Genomic DNA, 19,054 nt, shown 5'->3' with positions numbered 1-19,054 from the left:
GAGTCTAGATTTTTCTAGACTCTGTTTATATATAATCTTACTTTAATTTGTCTTTCTTTTGAACCATTCTTCTACTTACTAAGGCAGCACCTGCAGCAAATGTGATACCAGCTAATGGTAATTCATTATCTTGTTTTCCTGTTTCTGGTAATGTTTCTGATCTATCTTGTTTATCAACTTCTGAGTCTGCTTCAATAGTTTCTTCAGACTCAACTTTAGTTAATTCTCTTGTTGTTTCAGAGTCATCATTACCTTCGTCATTTCCATTTGCTTTTTTGTTAGGTACAAAGTCTACACCAGATTTTTTAGGACTTTGTTGTTCTGTTTCTGGAAGAATCGCTTCAATTTGTTCAATAGCTTCTTCTTTCACTTTCATAACTGCTTCATTTGTATCAGCAGCTTCTAGTTGATCAGCGATAAGTGAAGCAAGACGATCTAATTGGTTTAATGCTTTATCTTTTTGTCTTTGAGATACATCTGCATTATTGATTTTCTCTTTTTGGAGAGTGATATGTTTATTGATTTCTTTTTCTATGTCATCTTTGATTGACGCTTGAGCTTCGATTTGTGAAATCTGTTGTTCAGCGTCTTTGACTATTGCCTTCACTTCAGAATCAGATGGTGTTGCTTTAATAAGTTCAATAGCATTTTGTTCGATTGGATTAAGTTGTTCAATCGCTGCTTCTTTTTCTTCTTTAGTTGCTTTTGGTGTTTGATTAATTTTATCTATTTGTTTTTGAACGAGATTTGCTATTGTCGTTCTTGCTTCTGGTTTAACCACCGCAACGACATTAATTGCTTTAAGTTGTTCTAAAGCATTTTCTTTAACTTTAGCAATGTCATTGTTTGTATCTTTAGCATCAATATCAGTTAGACCTTGTTCTAAAATATCATTTAGTTGTTCTTCAGCTGCTAATTTTTCAGTTTCTGTAGCGTCATCATTTGAATCAATCATATCTTGAACCTTATCTGCTTGTTCTTTAAGTGCATTAGCAGCAATCGCTTTTTGTTCAACATTTACTACTACTGCATTTAAATCGTTCATTGCATTGGCTTTGAGTTGCGCAATATCAATATCAGAAGTTGCATTGGCAATTTCAGTTTTAGCAGATTGTACAATTTGATCGACTTGTTGATTAGCTTCATTTAATTCATCAACTGTTGCACCAGGTGTATTTGCAAATGTTTCTTTTAATTGAGTTGCTAAATTATCAATTGAATTAATTGCGTTAGGTCTAGTTACAACATCTGGATTAATATCATTTATTGCATTTTCACCAATCTCTACAGCTTCATTAACATCATATTTTGTAACACCATTATTAATATTGATTTCAGCAATTTCTAATTGTTCTTTAACATTTTGAATTGCCGCTTCTTTTTCTTGTGCTGTAGCTGTAGTATTTGCATTAATTTCATTTTCTTTAGCTGTAGCAACTTGATTAATATAAGCGATTGCTGATGGTTTTTTAGTGAATGTTACATCAAATTGATTCACATTTTCTATAGCATGTTCTTTTGCAGCAGTTAATCTAGCTACATTAATAGCTTGATTAATAGATGCTTCAGCTTGAGTTTTAATTGCTTCTAAATCAGTAATTGCAGCTTTCACTTCTTCTCGTGTTCCATCAATATCCGCTTCTATTTCACTCACTTTATCGTTATAGACATCTGTAAATTCTTCTAATGCAGCTTGTCTAAGAGTTCCAATTGGTTGGATAGCTTTAATTTCAGATACACCATTCGCCTTAGCGTTATCTACATCTTGATCGGTTTGAGATTGAGTAACTTGTTCTTTTGCTGTTGTTAATGCTTTTTGAACTGCTTGTTTTGCTTCGGCGATATCATCTTGTGTTGCATTAGGTGTTTTATCCAATTCCTCTTGTTTTAAATCAGCAGCATTATCAAGTTCTTGTGTTGCGTTTGACTTTTTAACAATAGATGGTACAAATTGATTGATTTGAGTTGTTCCTTCATTTTTAGCTTGGTTTACATCATTGCTTGTATTTGCTTGTTCAATATTACCTGTTACTTGATTTGCAATATCATCTAATTTGTTTGAAGCTAATTGCTTTTCTTCATTTGTAGCTTCAGGATTTTGATTTACAGCCTCTTTTTGTTGATTAATGCTATTTTGAATTGCTTGTTTTGCATTGTCTTTAATCGCTGTTTCTGGTTGAACAGATTGAATAGCTTGATCAGTTGACTTAACTGCACTGTTAACATCAACGATACTTTGAGCATTAGTTACCGCTGTTAAACCTTGTTGTAATGCATCATCCACTTTTGAATTTGCCGCTTGTTTTTCCTCTTCAGTAGAACCATTATTATTAGCTATTTCTTGTTTTTTGTCGTTAGCTTGATTTTGTAAATCTGCTTTAACGGCTGTTTTGATTGCTGTATCAGCATTTATTTGACCAATACTATTAATACCTTCATTCTTTTTAGTCTCAACATCTGCAGCATTTTCTGCATTTACAATAGCTTGATTAGCATTATTTTGTGTACGTGCTACTAATTGCTTAGCTGCATCTTTTTCTTCTGTTGTTGCATCTTGATTTTGATCAATAGCATTATTTTGATTTGCTGCTGCTTGATCAACTTCATTTTTAGCGTTTGTTTTAGTTTGTGTTTGAGGCGTAACATTACTAATATTAGTTTCACCATTTTGCACTGCAGTTTCAACTTGTGCATTTGTAGTTGCACCATTAATTTCATTATTAGCTGTTGTCACTGCTTGAGTTAATGCTTGTAATGCCGCTTCTTTTTCTTCTGTTGTTGCATTAGGTTCATTGTTTATAATATATGTTTGTTGGTCTTGTTTCGTTTTAATATTAGCTAATGCTGTTTCTTTTTTAGTATTCGCAGGTGTAACTTGATTGATTTCTTGAATCGTTTGCTCTTTAATTTGATTTACAGCTGCGTCAGTTTTAGCTTGATTAATTTGTTCATTTGAAGCTGCAACGATAGCGTCCACGTTGTTTGATGCTTCTTCTTTTTCTTCTGTTGTTGCATTATTATCATTAGGGAATGTAGCTTTACGTTGATCTGCAGCTTGAGTAATTTCATTTCTAGCATTTGCTTTAGTTGTTACAAATGCTTGAACTTGATTAATGGTATTTATGCCATCATTTTTATTATTATCAACACTTTGTTTGTTCGCAGCTTGATAAACGTTGGCACTACCTTGTCCTAACATACGATCTACTGAATCAATAGCATAATCATGTTCTTCTTTAGTCATATCTGGATCTTGAGTTAAATCATGTTTACGTTGATTTGCTACGTTTTCTAATTCAGCTATAGCATTATTTTTATAATCTTTAGATGGCGTAATTGCTTCAATTTTTGCAATTTGTTCATTCTTCACATTTTCAACATCAGCATTTGATTGGGCAGCATCAATAGCTTGATCTGCTTGTGTTTTTGCATTCTGTAATGCTTGTAGAGCTTCATTTTGCTCTTCTGTAGTTGTACCGCGAGTATTTTGAATAACGCCTTCTTGATCAGTGACTTTTTGAGCAATTTCTGCTTTTGCAGCCGGTTTAACTTGTGCTTCTTGTTGAATTTGATTGATATCTGTTTGATTTGTAGTCACTGCATTATCAACATCAGCATTACTTGCTGCTTGATCAATATCATTGTTAGCTTTAGTAACGGCAGCATCTACATTTGCATTAGCTACATTATGTTCTTCAATTGTAGAATTTGTATCTTGATTAATTAATTGCTTTTTATTTTCTGCATCTTGCGCAATTGTTGATTTAGCTTGTTGTTTCTTGTCAGTTGAAGGCGTTACATCATTAATTTGATTAATACCGTTAGTAACTGCATTAGAAACCTCATCATTTGTTAATGCTTGATCAATATTATTATCCGCTTCATTTTTTCTAGGAATTAATACATTGATAGCATCATTTTTTTCTTCAGTTGTTGATTGATTCGAATCATTAATTGCTTGTTTCTTTTGTTCAAAAGCTTGATTGATTTCATTTCTAGCAGCTGGTTTTTTGACAACATCTGGAGCTACATTTTGTAATTCTTGAATACCGTGATCTCTTGCTTCATTAACCTCATTTGTTGTATTTGCTGCACCTATTGCAGTATTACCTTGGTTTACAATTTGATCAACCTGGTTATTAGCTGCGTTTATCTCTTCTGTAGTTGCATCTAAGTAATTATTTGTATTATTATTTCTAATTTGTTCCGCTGATTGATTTAATTCATTTTTGGCATCATCTTTAACCGTTGTAGCAGGTGTAACTGCATTAATTTGATTAATACCTAATTCTTTGGCTTGAGTTACATCTTGATTATTTGTTGCATCGTTAATATTAGTAGTTGTATTTTTAGCTAAACCATCAACTTGTTCTTTGGCAACAGCTTTTTCTTCATTTGTTGCATTTTGATTTGCATCAATCTCATCATTATGATTAGCTGCAGTTTGATTTACTTCTGCAATTGCATTTGGTTTGCTAATGATGCAGGTACAACGTTACCAATCGTATTCACATTTTGTGTTTGAATACCGTTAATTTCATTTTCAGTATTAGCAGCATTTATATCTTTTAAAGCTTGTTGTTCTGTTTGATGTACTTGGTTTACTGCTTCTTGTTTTTCTTCATCCGTTGCATCTGGATTATTATTAATCGTTAAAATTTGATCTGCAACTTTTTGCACTACTGCATTTCTAGCTGCGTCTCTTGTACGTGCTTGTACATTTACAGCATCAATGGCTGCAATACCATTATTTTTAGCTGTTGTTAAGTCATCCGTAGTGTTTGCCTGATTGATATTATTATTAGCATTAAATTGTTGATGTGCTACATCGTTTAATGCTAGTTGTTTTTCTTCTTGCGTAGCTTCTGTTGTATTTTCTATTGCTTGATTTTTATCAGTAGCTTTTTGATTAATCTCATTTGTTGCACCTTGTTTAGCATTTTCTAATGCTTCATCTTGAGTATTAGCAGGTTGGTTTTGATTAGGTGCTACGTTATTACCATTTTGATCATCACCCACATCACGTTTATTACGTTTTTTAGGTGTTTGATTATTTTCAACTGTAGCAACTGGTTTGTTTTGTTTGTTTAATCCTTCATTAGTTTCAACTGGTGCTTCTTTATCTTGTTTTTCTTTTGGTGTTTCTTGAGCTTTCTCTTGATTAGCCTGTGGTTGAACTTGCTCTTGATTCTCTTCATTTACTGGATTATCAGTAACAGCGTTGGTTTGAGTTGCTTCATTATTAACTTCTGTTGCTTCTTGATTAGTGATTGGCGCATTATTTGTTTCAACCGCATTTTGATTATCATTTTGTTGTTGATTTTGTTCTAGAGATGCAGTATTTTGTGGTGATACTTGATCAGTTGTATGGTCAACAATTCCAGCTTGATTTTCATTTGGTGTTGGCTGATCAGTTGGCTGACCTTGATTAACGGCATTTTCAGTCATTTGACTACCGACATTGACATTATCTTGTTCATCAGCATCTGCACTATTAGGATTAACGCCTAAAAATGCTATCGTTGCTATTAATGCTGAAAAAATACCAACATTAAACTTACGAATACTAAATTTTTGTTGCTTAAATAAATTCATAATGACTATCCTCCTAGGTGTATAAATCGTGATGTTGAGTATTAGAAATTTATTTCTATAACAAATAGGTTGTACGCATAATATAAATTTGTACAACCTATTTATTTATTATCGATTTTATCATCAATATAATTTTAAATCTAGTCCATTAAATAACAAATTTATTTCAAAGTTGTTACTATTGTTTTAATAATCATAATAACTATAATCTTAACAACTCATTCATGTATTATTTATTTCACTTCGACATTTAATTATCTTTTTTTCTGCGTTTTAGACTGCTTGCAAATATTGCTATTCCAAATGTAAACATAATAGGAACTATTGGATGTTGATAATTAGTTAGACCTGTATTAGGCAACTCTTGAGTCGATGCTTCTTTCAATATACAACTATCCTTTGTTTCTTTTTCAATAACAACAGTTTTATCTCTAGTTACACAAACTAAAGCTGGTTCATTTTCTTTTTCTACAATTTTTTCTACTTGAGTTTCCTCTGTAGGTAATTGAATTGCTTTTAGTTTTTCAATTGTTTCTTTAACAATTTGTGCTACTTCAGCATTTGTTTTTGCTTCTTTGATAAACGTATTAGCTTCGTTTAAAATATCCTCTATTCTATCTAAAGCATTTTTTATTGCTATAGGATTAACATTTTTAAGTTGATTTATTTTTTCTTTGACTTCATTTGCAACAAGATTGATGTCATCTTTTGCAGTAGGTTTTACTTCTATTACTGGTTGAATATGTTCAATGAGTTGCACTTCTTTAAGTTTAACTTGCGCCACTTCTGCATTTGTTAATGCTTTCATTACTAATATTTTGGCTATTTCCAATTCTTTATGCACCTTCGCAATGGCTTCATCTTTCTCTTCTTGCGTAGCTTCAGATATACGTTCAAAATCTTGAATAACTTGTTGAGCTATTGAAGCTAAGGCTTCGTTTGCTTCTGGTTTCACTTTAATAAGTGGCTTAAAACTTTTGATTAAAGTTTCCCATTCTATTTTAGCTTTAGCGACTTCTGCATTAGTTAATGATTGGTCTACAGTATTAATGCTATTTTTTAACGCTTCTTCCAATTGATTGATAGCTTCATCTTTTTCTTCTTGAGTTGCCTCATTAGTCTCATTAATTTGAGTCTTAATTTGACTTGATAATTCTTGTAATGCGTCTATCGCAGCAGGTTTCACTTCTATATTAGGCATAATCTGTTCAATTTCTTTTAATGCTTTTGATAGTACATCTGCAACATTTTGGTTTGTTTGTGCATTAGATACTTCTTTAGTGTATTGATTTACAGCTTCTTTTAATTGCTGTAATGCTATTTCTTTTTCTTCAATTGTTGCTTCATTTGTTATATTAATCACTTGGTCTTGTTTTGTAGAAGCTTGGTTAATTGCATTTATAGCTTCGGGTTTTTTTACAATATTAAGTTTTACTTTATTTATTTCGTCAATTGATTGAGTTTCAGTTTGATCAACTTGTTGGTTAGTTTGATCTGACTGTAAAGCTTTTAATGCATTTTGAAGTATTGTCTTTAATTGTTGAATCGCTGCATCTTTTTCTTCAGTTGTTGCTTCACCATTATTATTAAACAACTGGCTTTTATTTGCTTCAGCGCTAGTGATTGATCTTCTTGCATCATTCTTTTTAACTACATTAACCTGAACATCATTAATTGCTTTAACACCTTGTTGTTCTGTTAGATTCACTTGATTCGTAGTTTTATCTTCATTAATTTGAGTCAAAGCTTGATTTAATAATTTTTCAACTAACGATTTAGCCACATTGATTTCCTCATTGGTAGCATCAGGCGTTAACGATAAATCTTTCAATTTTGCTTCTGTTGTTTGATTTAAGGATCCTCTAGCATCTGTTTTTACTTTAGTAGAAGGTAAAATTTGTTCAATATCATTAATTGCTTTATTTTTAGTATTTTCTACTTCAGTATCATCTGTTAATCGATTAATATCATTTTTAGCTTTATTAGCAATAATATTTACTTCTTTAACAGCTGTATCCTTTTCCTCAACTGTTGCATCAGCAACGCCATTAATTACCTTATCTTGATTACCTACGGTTTGATTTATCATTGTTCTTGCATTTTCTTTAACAACTATATGAGGTAATATGTTAGGAATCAACGCATCGCTTTTTGTTTGAATTTGATTTACTTGTGCATTCGTAGTTGCGTTATTAATATCTGCTAATAATTGATTTGCAGCATTTTGCAATCTATCTAATGCTTTATTTTTCTCTTCATTAGTAGCATCGTTAGCTTGATTAATTAAGTCTTGTTGATGTTCTAAAAGTTTTTGTATAGCATCTCTAGCATTTTGTTTAACAGTCGGCTTGAACACTATCTGATTAATGTTTTCTAATCCATTGTCTTTTGTAGTTGCAACTTCTTGATTGGTATTATCAGCTGTTATTTGTTTATTTAAATCATTTAATTCATTGTTTAAATTATTAATAAAAATATCTTTTTCATCTTGAGTTGCTTCTTTATTTTCAATTGCCTCTTGTTTTTTATTATTTATAGCATTAAGTAACGTTTCTCTTGCAGTTGTTTTAACAATCGTCTCTGGAACAATTTGTTGAATTTCTTGATTTCCATTTGCTTCAGCATTATTAACTTCTTGATTAGTTTGTGCTTGAGCAATATTCTTTAGCGCTTCATTTTTAGCTTGATCAACCAATTGTTTTGCAACATCTTTTTCCTCAACTGTCGATTCAATATTATTATCGATTATATTATCGCGTTGCTTAGCATCTGTTTCTATATTATTTCTAGCAGTATTTTTAATGATTGTTTCAGGTAAAGTCGCATTGATTTGGTCAATTGCTTGTTGACGTACTTCTTCTACCTTTTGATTAGTTTGTGCTTGGTTGATTGAAGCATTTGCTTGATTAAATATTTGTTCCAACTTTTGTAAAGCTTCATTTTTTTCTTCTACTGTAGCATCTTGTGTAGCATTAATGACACGTTCTTGATCAGTTTTAGCATCTATTAAGGCTTGTCTTGCGTCAGGCTTAGTTACGACATTTACTTGAATTGCATCTATATTTTGAATAGCTTGGTCTTTAGCTTGATCAACTTCTTGATTAGTTTGTGCTTGTTTGATCGCTTCCAATGCTTGTTGCTTATTTTGATCTAATTGTTGAATAGCAGTATTTTTCTCTTCAATTGTTGCGTCAGGTGTCTGATTAATTTGAGCTAATTTATTATTATATTGATGATTGACGTCATTTAGTGCTTCAGTTTTTTTTACAAAATGCACTTGTATTTGATTAATATTATTATCACCATTTTGTTGTGCTTGATCTACTTGAGCATTAGTATCAGCTTGGTTCACCTGTTCAATAGCTTGATTAAGTGCTTGATTCACTTGTGTAATGGCCGCCTCTTTTTCTTCTGTTGTCGCATCAGGTGTTTGATTTATATTTTGTTTTTTAGTTGTAGCATTATTATTTAATATGCCAATAGCTTCTTGCTTTTTCGTTACAGTTGGTTGTACATTACCGATATCATTAAGTGCTGTATTTTTTATTGCTTCTACCATTGCTGTTGTATTAACAGTATTAATATCATTCAAAGCGCGATTCAATAAATTATTAACTCTATCAACTACCTCTTGTTTTTCCTCTCTAGTAGCACCAGGTGTTGCATTAATATTAGTAATAGCTTCATTCGCTTTATTGGTAACCGCATTTCTAGCATCCGTTTTAACTTGTGTTGACGGTTGGACATTACCAATTTCTTGCAGCCCATTATTTTTAGCATCTGATACTTGTTGATTGGTATCCGCATTATTAATATTTTGTATTGCCGTGTTTAATGTTTGATCCAATATAAGTTGAGCTGCTTGTTGTTCTTCTACAGTGGCCTCATTGTTAGTAAAAATAATATTGTGTTGTTCTTGTGCTTTTTGATTTAATGCATTTTTAGCGTTTGTTTTAACGATAGTAGCAGGTGTAATCGCTTGTATTTGATTTAATGCATTATTCTTAACTACATCAACATCGTTATTAGTATTAGCTTTTAATATATTATCATTTGCTGTCGTAACTGCTTGATTCACTGACTGAATAGCTGCTTCTCGTTCCTCAAAAGTCGCTTCATGATTCGTATTTATATCTGCAATTTTTTGTTGCGCATTATTAGCGACTGCCTCTCTCGCTGCTTGTTTTACAATTGTGGCAGGTGCAATGTCTAAAATGGCATCAATACCTTTTTCTTTAGCATCATCGACGTCACTATTTGATATGCCTTTATTTATATTTTGAATCGCTTGCTCAGATGCTTGGTTAAGTTCATTAAGTGCATTGTCGCGTTCTTCTTGAGTTGCTTCATGATTTTGATTGATTTGCTCACGTTGCTTGACTACTGCTTGATTAATAGCTGCTATTGCGTTTGCACGATACGTATTGGCAGGTACATCAGAATTAATTTCGTTTATACCATTACTTTTAGCTTCGTTTACAGCATCATTTGTATGTGCCTGATTAATGTTATTCATTGCATTTGCAACATGATTATCTACTTGTGCATTAGCTGCTTCTTTTTCTTCTTTTGTTGCTATAGGGTCTTGTTGAATTCTTTGTCTTTGCTCATTTGCTTTGTCATTTATAGCTTGTCTCGCATTAGGTTTTATTACAGGAACTATATTGACTTGATCAATCTTGTTAATTCCCGCTTCTTTCTCTCTTGTTACACCATCGTCCGTAGTTTGATCATCTATATGGTTTAATACATCATTTTTTAAATTAGTAATTTGCCCTCTATAAGCATCGTTTTCATCGTCTGTTAAATCATTAACAGTATCTACTTCATCAGATCTATCATCTGCTTTTTGTCCAAGTTCACGTGCAGCGTCTACACGAGAAATAAGCGTATGTTGCATTTGATGTAATAAATCATCAATTGTAGCTTGTGAGACTTGTTGATTCAAAGGGACATTGTTACGATCTTCATTTAATATCGTTTGCGCTTGTTGTTTTAGACGATTATATTCTTGGTATGAGGCATACGTATAATCTGATGGTACTACGCCCCAATTATATTGTGCTTGTAAATCATCTTTGTTCATGACTATATTCACTTGATATGGAACACCATTCACTGTGCTTTGTGGTGGTTCTCCATTCAAATAAGTTTGTGTATAAGTCTTAGATTTAATTGCATCTGAAAAAGTCACTTGTTTTGGAGTAGCTACGTTATTAACTCTTAAATTAAATGTTACATTTAATGTCTTATTGGCTAATAAGCTTGTAGGTTCTCCTTGAGTAGGTGTCGCAGATGTAATTCCATTACTAGTAAAGGTAAGAGTTCGAGTACCTTGGTCATAGTTCTCTGTCAAAGGATTCATCACATCGTTAGGACCGTTTCCATCAGGAAAACTTGTTGTTATGGAATTAGGTACATATTCAATACCTTCAGGTAACTGCATAGAATATTCAAATGCACCTGGCAACATAGAAGCGCCAGACTTACCATTATTCGTAATTTGTGTTGTTACAGTAAAGTTTGTATTATTTTTAACACTATTTTCTTTATTTCTTCCACTTATAAATAAATGTGACCCTGAACGAATACCTACATTATCGATAAAATCATAATATCTGTATCCATCTTGGTTTTTTTCGAGTCTTCTTACATTACCCATTATATCGTTATTAGGTATTAATTGAATTTTGATGTTCGAAACGTTATCAGGCACTTTAAATAAGCGAAGCATATCTCCAGCTTGAATGTCACCATTTCCAATGACAGTGTTAGTGTTCGTGTCCTTAATTACTAAATTGGTACCACCTTTACCGTTACCGGCTGCCATAGTATTAAAATCAAAAATAATTTCTGAATTAGGATTTACAGTCACATCTTTTTCAATACCATTGAAGTCACCATGATTGTTGGGATCATTACCTTCTATTCTTCCTAATGCAAGAACCGTACCTTGCGCTTGTTTATTATTTCTATCACCGGGATGGAATACTTGTGTTCTTTCTAAAACAGCATTAAGCACCCCTACTTTGCCACCATCAATCAAATTAAATCCAGGTAAACTATTCAATACAATCACTTGTGGATTATTTCGATTCTCACTTGGTTTAACACCTACATCTTCAAATGTAAAACGATAATTTAATGTATTGTTTCCAGTATTATTTATATTTGGGTCAATCGTCGCATTATCTATAGAATATTCACCATTCGTATTTTGAGGTGTTCCATTTTGTGGACCAGTGCCACCTGCTACTGTAGGTGTATTACCTACATCACGACGATGTCTTTTCTTAGGTTTAGTTGCGGGTTCCATTACCGCATTCATATTTTGAATTTTTTCTTCAGCCTGTTGTTTAGGTTTAACCGACAAATGTTCAGCCACAGGTTTCACATGATTGTCTGTCGCACTATTATTAATAGGAGTTGTTCCTTCATTCATTGTATTTGATTCATTATTCGATGATTGAGTTTCATTGATAATTGAATTATTTGTATTTTCATTTGTATCTAATTGAGTCTGTTGATTATTTGCGTTTACAGAATCATTATTGGGATTAACTTGGTTCGACACATCCGAAACACCCGATTCAGATATTGTTTCTTGATTATTTTTAAGTTCTTCATTGTTATCCAATGGTCCATTACTAGTTGTTTCTTGTAGTTTTTGCACTTCATTAACTGGTTGTGAGTTTGTTTCATCAGCCTGCGCTAAATGGGTATGAGTTGATGACAAAAAAGCTACAGTAGCAATTAACGTAGAAAATATACCAACTTTAAATTTTCTAATACTAAAGGTTTCTTTTCTAAATAAATTCATTAATTGTTCCTCCTTGTTGCACTTCTTGTTGTTTATAATTAATGAACATTTTTAATGTTTGTATCTTAAATGAATTAAATCGCTATTTAAACCATTCGCTCAATTAATTAATAGTTATTTTGATTTTAACACCAATATTATTCTAAAGCTAGTACACAATATTATTCTAAAGCTAGTACAAAATATTAAAATAAAATAGTGTACGTTTTTATTCATAAACAACTATATTAAAAGAGATTGAACTTGAAATTATCTTTTTAAATAAAAAAGCTAGATTAAAGTGCTATTGCTACATAGCATTTAATCTAGCTCTATTGATAGATCTTACTTAAATATTATTAATTTCTAATCCTTCTGTGCCCCACTCATTCATACCGCCTTCTACATTAACAGCATGAATATTTGAGCCTTCTAAATATTGGACGACTCTTGCACTTCTAGCACCAGCAGCACAAATAATATAATAAGTTTGATTAGAATCAAATTCATTTAAATGGTCAGGAATTTCATTCATTGGAATTGTTTTCGCACCTGGAATAATTCCCATAGCTGTTTCATCATTATTTCGTACGTCTACAATATTAATTGGATTTGAGTCCAAAATTTTCTCTTTTAGTTGATCTATTGTAATTGATTCCATTTGTAAAACTCCTTTAATATTATCTATTTAGCAACGATATTAACAAGTTTTTGCGGTACAGCAATTACTTTTTTAATTTCTTTACCTTCAATACTCATCTTAACATTATCATTTGCTAATGCTAAATCTTGCATTTCTTCTTTAGATAAATCTTTTGGTATTTTAATTTTAGCTCTTAATTTACCATTAACTTGAACAACGATTTCAACTTCATCATCAACTAATAATGATTCATTATAAGTTGGCCAAGGTTGGTACGTAATGGTATCAGAATGGCCTAATCTATCCCATAATTCTTCACCAATATGAGGTGCAATTGGTGCTAACATTGTTACAAAACCTTCAATATATGGTTTATAAATCTCATCCGATTTATAGCAGTCATTAATAAATACCATCAATTGACTGATTGCTGTATTGAAACCTAATGTATCAAAATCTTCGGTTACCTTTTTAACAGTTTGGTTATATGTTTTATCTAATGATTTATTATTAGTTTCAACTATCTTATCTGATAATGAGCCATCTTCTTTTACAATTAATCGCCACACTCGGTCTAAGAAACGGCGTGATCCATCAAGCCCTTTATCACTCCATGCAATTGCTGCATCTAATGGTCCCATAAACATTTCATATAAACGAAGTGTATCAGCACCATGTGAATTTACAATATCATCTGGATTGATTACATTTCCTTTAGATTTACTCATTTTTTCATTTCCTTCACCAAGAATCATACCTTGATTGTATAATTTTTGGAAAGGTTCTTTTGTTGGCACTACACCTAAATCATACAATACTTTGTGCCAGAAACGAGCATATAAAAGGTGAAGGACAGCGTGTTCTACGCCGCCAATATATAAATCTACTGGTAACCAATGTTTTAATTTTTCTGGATCTGCAATCATTTTATCATTATCAGGATCAATGTATCTTAAATAATACCAACAACTACCTGCCCACTGTGGCATCGTATTTGTTTCGCGACGGCCTTTCATGCCCGTCTTTTCATCTGTGACATTAACAAAATCTTCAATATTAGCAAGTGGTGATTCACCCGTACCAGATGGTTTAATTTCATCTGTTTCAGGTAGTAATAATGGTAATTCTGACTCAGGTACCGTTGTCATAGATCCATCTTCCCAATGAATAATTGGAATTGGTTCTCCCCAATAACGTTGTCTACTGAATAACCAATCACGTAATTTGTAATTTACTTTTTTCTCACCAGCTTGTTTTGCTTCTAATAACTCAATTGCTTTTGAAATGGCTTCTTCATTATATAAACCGTTTAATTCACCTGAATTCACATGTGGTCCATTACCAGTGTACGCTTCTGTTTGTACATCCCCACCTTCAATAACTTCAATTATAGGAAGCTCAAATTTTTCTGCAAATTCATGATCACGTTCATCATGTCCAGGTACTGCCATAACTGCTCCTGTGCCATATGTTGAAAGCACATAATCTGCAATCCAAATTGGAAGTTGTTCACCTGAAACAGGATTGATTGCATAAGCACCTGTGAAGACACCCGTTTTACCTTTAGCTAAATCTGTTCGTTCTAAGTCAGATTTTTTAGATGCTTCTGTTTGATATGCTTTTACCTCATCTAATTTATCATCACTTGTAATTTGATTGACCAATGTATGTTCTGGACTTAATACTAAGAATGATGTACCAAAAATGGTATCAGGTCTTGTAGTAAAGACTTCTACTTTTTCATCTGTATCTTTAACATTAAATGAAACTCTAGCACCTTCTGAACGACCAATCCAATTTCGTTGCATATCTTTAATTGATTCAGGCCAATCTAAATCCTCTAAATCTTCTAATAATCGGTCTGCATATTCTGTAATTTTAAGTACCCACTGTTTCATTGGTTTTCTATATACTGGATGGCCCCCACGTTCTGAAACACCATCAACAACTTCTTCATTTGAGAGTACTGTACCAAGTGCTGGACACCAGTTTACTGCTACTTCATCTACATAAGCTAATCCTTTATTATAAAGTTGAATAAAAATCCATTGTGTCCATTTATAATAGTTAGGATCTGTTGTATTAACTTCTCTATCCCAATCATAACTAAATCCTAATTCTTGAATTTGACGTTTGAATGTTTGAATATTTTTTTGAGTAAATTCACGTGGGTCATTCCCAGTGTCTAGGGCATATTGCTCTGCAGGCAAACCGAATGCATCCCATCCCATTGGATGAAGCACATTGTAACCTTGCATACGTTTATAACGTGAAATAATATCTGTTGCAGTATAACCTTCTGGATGTCCTACATGTAGACCTGCCCCAGATGGATATGGAAACATATCTAATGCGTAAAATTTCTTTTGACCTAAATTATCTTGCGTCTTAAATGTTTTGTTGTCTTCCCAATACTTTTGCCACTTCTTCTCGATTTCGTTATGATTGTAATTCAATACGTTTCCTCCTATTCAATAAAAAGACACCCCTCACTAGTGATTAAGGGACGACCATAGCCGCGTTACCACCCTTATTCGCATTTTCTGCGCACTTCATTCATTAGTAAGAGATGTCATCATTAAATTCGTTATATGTTTGATAATGTTATTTATAGTCCTTAACACTAGTTCTCACCATACTAGTTCTCTGTAGAAAAGCGTCTAATAACATGTTATTACAAATTAATAGTATTTGATTATGCGTGTGATTGCAAGAGGTTAATATCAATTTTTCATTATTCTAATTTGTTCGATGGTCTAAATACTTTTTAGCTGCCTTACTTTTCGCAAAAAGGCTTAAAATGATAATAGCTAATCCTAATATTATAATCATGGTTAAAAACATCATTCGCATATTAAATAAATCTACAAGTAAACCACCAAACAATGGCCCTAGGGCTTTTCCAACTGTCGATGCTGAATTTACAATACCTTGGTATTGTCCAACTTTCCCTTTAGGTGCTAATTGATTGGCTATGGTTGGTACTGCTGGCCAAACAAACATTTCACCAAATGTTAATATCACCATACCGATAACAAACATTGAAAATTGATGCGCAAAGCTAGTTACTAAAAATGAGCCCATAAATATTAATATTCCTACAAACATTTGCTTTTTCAAATTCCCTTTTAAAAGGATTATAATAGGTCTTATTAAAGGTTGTGCTACTAAAATCATAATTCCATTAATCGTCCACAATACACTATACTGAGACATTGAAATATGAATAGATTGCGTAAATGAAGCGATTGTTGTCTCCCACTGAATGTAACCAATCCAACAAATAGCAAATACGACACAAACTAATAATAATGAGATAAATCTACTAATATTCTCTTGATTATTTAAATCGATATTATCTTGTCTTTTAACTTTTGCGTTAATTTCTAAATTAAATTGCGTGATTGCCACTATGGCGAAAAGTACATACATTACCAGATTCGCTATAAATATATAATTAAAACTTAACTCTGCAACAAATCCACCTAATGCTGCTCCTAAAGCAACACCAATATTTTGAGCTAAATAGATGGCATTAAATGTTTGTCTGCCCCCATTCGGCCAAACTGCTCCAGCCATAGCATAAATTGCAGGGATAATCATACCGCCACCAAATCCTAATAGTACAAGCCAAACAGCATACCATGGCCAACCGTGAAATAAATTTAGTAGTGTCGTACTAAATAAACAAGTAAATGTGCCGATAAGTATGGTTTTATAACCACCAAGTTTATCGAATAATACACCGCCAAGTAAATTGCCTACAACCATACCTAAAGAATTAATTAATAAAACAACACCAGCAATTGTTAAACTTTTATTAAGTTCTTCTTTCATGTAAATCGTATTTAATGGCCACAAAAAGCTGGCACCCGTAATATTTAAAGCCATACCTATTACAAGCCACCATACTGATTTTGGTATATTCATTTCATGAGTTCTCCTCTTTATATTTTTCTCAATCTATAATAGACACTATAACATTAAAGTATGTTAAAATCTTTATTTAGATACAAAACAGAAAGGAAAATGTCTTATGGGTAATTTCTTCCCGTATGCTTTTGAAGATAAAAGATACCACACTTGGAATTATCATTTAAAAAATAAATTTGGTCGAAAAATATTTAAAGTTGCCTTAGATGGAGGTTTCGACTGTCCAAATAGAGATGGTACTGTAGCACATGGTGGTTGTACATTTTGTTCAGCAGCTGGCAGTGGTGATTTTGCAGGAAATCGTGCTGATCCTATTGAAGTTCAATTCCAACAAATTAAAGAAAGAATGCATGAAAAATGGAGTGAAGGTCAGTATATCGCCTACTTTCAAGCCTTTACAAACACACATGCTCCTGTAGAAGTATTAAAAGAAAAATATGAACCCGTCTTGAAAGAGGAAGGTGTGGTGGGGTTATCCATTGCTACACGTCCTGACTGTTTACCTGATGATGTCGTTGAATATTTAGCAGAATTAAATCAAAGAACTTATTTATGGGTAGAGCTTGGATTACAAACTGTACACCAAACGACTTCGGATTTAATTAATCGTGCACATGATATGCAAACGTATTATGAAGGTGTCGCTAAATTACGTAAACATAATATTAACGTATGTACACATATCATTAATGGGTTACCAGGTGAAGATTATAACATGATGATGGAAACTGCACGTGAAGTTGCTCAAATGGATGTCCAAGGCATTAAGATTCATTTATTACATCTATTAAAAGGAACGCCAATGGTGAAACAATATGAAAAAGGCATGTTAGAATTCATGTCACAAGAGGATTATACAAACCTCGTATGTGATCAACTTGAAATTCTTCCACCTGAAATGATTATTCACCGTATTACAGGCGATGGTCCAATTGACTTAATGGTTGGCCCTATGTGGAGTGTAAATAAATGGGAAGTGCTAAATGAGATAGACAATGAATTAGCACGTCGAGAGTCATATCAAGGTAAAAAGTTTGAACATAAGGTGAAATCATGAAACTTGAACGGATACTCCCCTTTTCAAAGAGTCTGATTCAAAGTCATATTACTGAATCTAGTATCGTGATTGACGCTACTTGTGGTAATGGAAACGATACTTTATTCTTGGCACAACAAGTGCCTCATGGATTTGTATATGGCTTTGATATTCAACAATTGGCTATCGACAACACAAAAATGAAGGTATCTACCTATTCAAATGTAAAACTGATTAAAGATGGTCATGAAAATGTAAAACAATATATTACTAAAGACCACATTGGTAAAGTTGATGCCGCTATATTTAATCTTGGTTATTTACCTAAAGGTGATAAATCTATCGTGACTACACCTCAAACGACTATTAGCGCTATCAAAAATATTTTTGATATATTGAATGAAGAAGGTATCATTATTTTAGTGATCTACCATGGACATGATGAAGGTAAAGTTGAACGCGATGCATTAATGGATTATTTAACCCATTTAGATCAAAATCAAGCACATGTCTTACAGTATCAATTTATTAATCAAAAAAATAACGCGCCATTCATATGTGCTATCGAAAAAAGAAATTAGATTGGTTAACGCGAAAAAGAAGGGACCGAAAAAGGCCCCTTCTTTTTTGATATTAAACAGCTAAGATTGATTTTAAGCTTGCCTGCATAGGTTCTGATTTCGATGTAATTGTTTCCCCAATGAAATCAAGTAAACCATCTTTTTGTTTTGCTAATTTTTCATTAAAATGAATAATAACAGTACGTTCATCATCTTGTGGACGCTCTTTGTATATCCACTCTAAATTAACTAAATTATTGTAAGTTCTTGTTCGCTTATACGGCTTAATTTCAACAAACTCGTCCATTTCTTTTAATGTCATTGAACCTTTTTCCCATAGGTTTAATAAAATTAAAATTTCTTCTTTAGACATGTCGTATTCGTTTTGAATTGTTTCAAAAATAGAATTAACATCAGCTAACAATTTGTCTAACTGTAAAATACCGTAAACTCTTTCATTTTCATTTTGATTCATAGTTAACATCTCC

At 32.4% G+C, this 19,054-nt stretch carries 7 protein-coding genes and 1 pseudogene; 2 read left to right on the top strand and 6 right to left on the bottom strand.

Features of this window, described 5'->3' with window-relative positions; all coding sequences use genetic code 11:
- Positions 1-37: 37 nt before the first annotated feature.
- The 5 genes and pseudogenes from LPC11_RS12590 to LPC11_RS05310 all read right to left on the bottom strand — a co-directional run bounded on the left by LPC11_RS12590 (position 38) and on the right by LPC11_RS05310 (position 16,967).
- Positions 38-5,595, bottom strand: a pseudogene (locus LPC11_RS12590) (DUF1542 domain-containing protein).
- A gap of 250 nt (positions 5,596-5,845) precedes the next feature.
- Entirely contained in the window at positions 5,846-12,415 is a 6,570-nt protein-coding gene (locus LPC11_RS05325) for a SasC/FmtB family protein (protein WP_231307375.1), read from the bottom strand.
- Positions 12,416-12,743: 328 nt separating this feature from the next.
- A complete protein-coding gene (locus LPC11_RS05320; RefSeq protein WP_023372977.1) occupies positions 12,744-13,055 on the bottom strand; it encodes a rhodanese-like domain-containing protein in 312 nt (103 codons plus the stop codon).
- A 23-nt stretch (positions 13,056-13,078) separates the two neighbouring features.
- On the bottom strand, positions 13,079-15,493 hold the full coding sequence (gene leuS / locus LPC11_RS05315) for a leucine--tRNA ligase (RefSeq protein ID WP_023372979.1): 2,415 nt from the start codon (positions 15,491-15,493) through the stop codon (positions 13,079-13,081).
- Between the two features lie 283 nt (positions 15,494-15,776).
- A complete protein-coding gene (locus LPC11_RS05310) occupies positions 15,777-16,967 on the bottom strand; it encodes an MDR family MFS transporter (RefSeq protein ID WP_023372981.1) in 1,191 nt (396 codons plus the stop codon).
- A gap of 106 nt (positions 16,968-17,073) precedes the next feature.
- Here LPC11_RS05310 and LPC11_RS05305 point away from each other — a divergent pair, with 106 nt between their 5' ends.
- Both LPC11_RS05305 and LPC11_RS05300 read left to right on the top strand, forming a co-directional pair.
- Positions 17,074-18,027, top strand: a complete 954-nt coding sequence (locus LPC11_RS05305) for a tRNA modification radical SAM protein MnmL/YtqA (protein WP_023372983.1) — start codon at positions 17,074-17,076, stop codon at positions 18,025-18,027.
- Positions 18,024-18,587 (top strand): tRNA 5-(aminomethyl)-2-thiouridylate-methyltransferase MnmM, encoded by a 564-nt coding sequence (locus LPC11_RS05300; protein ID WP_023372985.1) that lies wholly within the window; start codon positions 18,024-18,026, stop codon positions 18,585-18,587. The genes LPC11_RS05305 and LPC11_RS05300 overlap by 4 nt, the downstream gene beginning before the upstream one ends.
- 52 nt (positions 18,588-18,639) lie before the next feature.
- On the opposite strand, the gene LPC11_RS05295 is transcribed toward LPC11_RS05300, so the two are convergent.
- A complete protein-coding gene (locus tag LPC11_RS05295) occupies positions 18,640-19,041 on the bottom strand; it encodes a transcriptional regulator, SarA/Rot family (protein WP_023372987.1) in 402 nt (133 codons plus the stop codon).
- Positions 19,042-19,054: the final 13 nt, after the last annotated feature.

Origin of the sequence: Staphylococcus sp. HL28 (assembly GCF_021117155.1) — a bacterium.
GTDB classification, from domain to species: domain Bacteria; phylum Bacillota; class Bacilli; order Staphylococcales; family Staphylococcaceae; genus Staphylococcus; species Staphylococcus warneri.
The sequence above is the reverse complement of the archived record's forward strand: the minus strand, read 5'-3'. Positions and strand labels throughout refer to the sequence as shown.

Coding starts and splice junctions, on each gene's coding strand:
- LPC11_RS05325 (WP_231307375.1), bottom strand. CDS start 12,415: ATGAATTTATTTAGAAAAGAAACCTTTAGTATTAGAAAATTTAAAGTT.
- LPC11_RS05320 (WP_023372977.1), bottom strand. CDS start 13,055: ATGGAATCAATTACAATAGATCAACTAAAAGAGAAAATTTTGGACTCA.
- LPC11_RS05310 (WP_023372981.1), bottom strand. CDS start 16,967: ATGAATATACCAAAATCAGTATGGTGGCTTGTAATAGGTATGGCTTTA.
- LPC11_RS05305 (WP_023372983.1), top strand. CDS start 17,074: ATGGGTAATTTCTTCCCGTATGCTTTTGAAGATAAAAGATACCACACT.
- LPC11_RS05300 (WP_023372985.1), top strand. CDS start 18,024: ATGAAACTTGAACGGATACTCCCCTTTTCAAAGAGTCTGATTCAAAGT.
- LPC11_RS05295 (WP_023372987.1), bottom strand. CDS start 19,041: ATGAATCAAAATGAAAATGAAAGAGTTTACGGTATTTTACAGTTAGAC.